Origin of the sequence: Shewanella sp. SG41-4, assembly GCF_014164505.1 — a bacterium.
Lineage (GTDB): Bacteria > Pseudomonadota > Gammaproteobacteria > Enterobacterales > Shewanellaceae > Shewanella.
Map to the genome: position 1 here is coordinate 1 of NZ_JACJFI010000499.1, position 1,916 is coordinate 1,916.

Genomic DNA, 1,916 nt, shown 5'->3' on the forward strand with positions numbered 1-1,916 from the left:
ATTAACGTATGTTGACTCGTTAGCCATAAATTACCTTGATTATCGCCGATGATTGCTTTTAAACGGTTATCCGGTAGGCCCTGTTTACGTGTAATGTATTCAATGCTAAATCCCTGAGGGGCATCAGCCTTAGGGACTATTTTGGCTAACCCTAGTCCTTGGGTTGCTGCCCATATAACGCCTTGTTCATCTTTAAAAATACCCCCTATACGAATGTTCTCCCTCTCGGAGCCCAAGCTCAAGTGTGAGGTTTCGTCTGTTTTAGGATCAATAATAAAAATACCATTGGTGGTGGCTAACCATAACTCGCCTTGGTTACCAATTAAGGTGTCGAAGGTAAAGTTTCCACCCGAAGTATAAAGGTTGTTTGCGTCGTTAAAATAATGTTTTATCATCCCTTTTTGCTGGTTAAATAACATTACGCCAGCGTCTAAATACCCAGTGATCCACACATTACCTTCTTGATCTGGGTCAACAGTATAAAAATCAGTATTAGGAAATCCATAGGGATTATTTGCTGCATTACTAAAGTACTTAAGAGTGTCAGAACGTTGATCATAAAAACTCATGCCTTCAGCGTCAGAAAACCACAGGTTATTATCCTTATCCGTTTTTACATTCCATATATTGTTTATTAATGATTGAGAGGTTTTATCTTTTAAGGGGCCTAATTCAACGGTTTTTTTATTGATGTTTATCTTATCAATACCCTTATTTGTTGCTACCCAAGCATCACCTGATTGCGTTATTTCTATTGCGTAGACATTGCTGCCAGATAACTCTGATTGGCTGGCGAGTGGCTTATACAGGCGACTAGATTGCTTTAAAGGCGTGAAATAGGCTGCGCCTTGATCGGTAGCAAACCAAACCAGTCCTGAATGATCGATAAATACATCCGCAACATCATCGGTCGGTAATGATTGTGGATTAAACGTTTGTGCGGTTAGCCAATCAAAATGTTCAGATGTTACTGTTAAATTTGCCGCACCTTTACTGGTGCCAATCCAGATATTTTGTTCATCTTCAATGGCAATGCTGGTGATGTAGTTACTGGGGATTTGTCCAAGCTTTGGTTGATTAGTACTAAAAAAATGTTGGAATGTGTTGTTGTTGGGCATAAATTTAATTAAGCCAAAATGTTGGCTGCCAAACCAAAGTTGGCCATGATTGTCTATTTGGCTAGCCAGAATGTAATCACTAAATAAATCTGCCGTAGTAACGGATGAGTCTGCTGTGGATATTGCTTGTGCTTTATCTGATTGATATAACCGCATTGTTGTACTGTTGGGTTCTAATAATGCGAGACCATAGTCTGTTCCTACCCAAAAACGGTGTTGTGTATCTTCTACTATGCTGTAAATAGATGTTTGTACAGGGGTATCTTGTTGGTTTAAATATAATGGCACCGAGATAAAATCGGTTCCATGCTCTGTTTTATATTGTAACCCACTGCCAGTACCTATCCATAGCTGACGTTTTGAATCCAAGTATAAGCGCATTATCCAATTAGTATTTTGTGCGAAAGGCTGTTGTGAGGTGGGGTAGATGTTAACTACATCATCGACGGTGAGTTGATTAAGACCGTCTTCGGTTGCAAACCAGATATTGCCTTGGGTGTCTTCGATAATATCTGTAACAAAGTTATTCGATATATGTCTTTTGGAACCCGGTGAAAACTGAAAATTTATAAACTCTTGGACATCATAACGGCTCACCCCTGCACCGGTCGCAAACCACAAGAAACCATTTTTTTGCTGATAAATCGACGTGATCATGGTTGAAGGTAAACCGTCTGCGATATTGAGCCTATCTATCTGAAACTGTTTCGCATTTGGTGCTGAAGTGAAAGCAACTGATAAAAGTAAGCATAACAGCGAGCATATCCATCTCTGAAAAAACAACACCATCAGATACCT

Annotated in this window: 1 protein-coding gene; it reads right to left on the reverse strand. The window is 39.6% G+C overall.

Features of this window, described 5'->3' with window-relative positions; translation table 11 throughout:
- Window positions 1-1,775, reverse strand: a 1,775-nt coding sequence (locus H5202_RS21580; RefSeq protein ID WP_182773854.1) for a ligand-binding sensor domain-containing protein, incomplete at its 3' end; no start/stop codon positions are given.
- Window positions 1,776-1,916 lie beyond the last annotated feature (141 nt).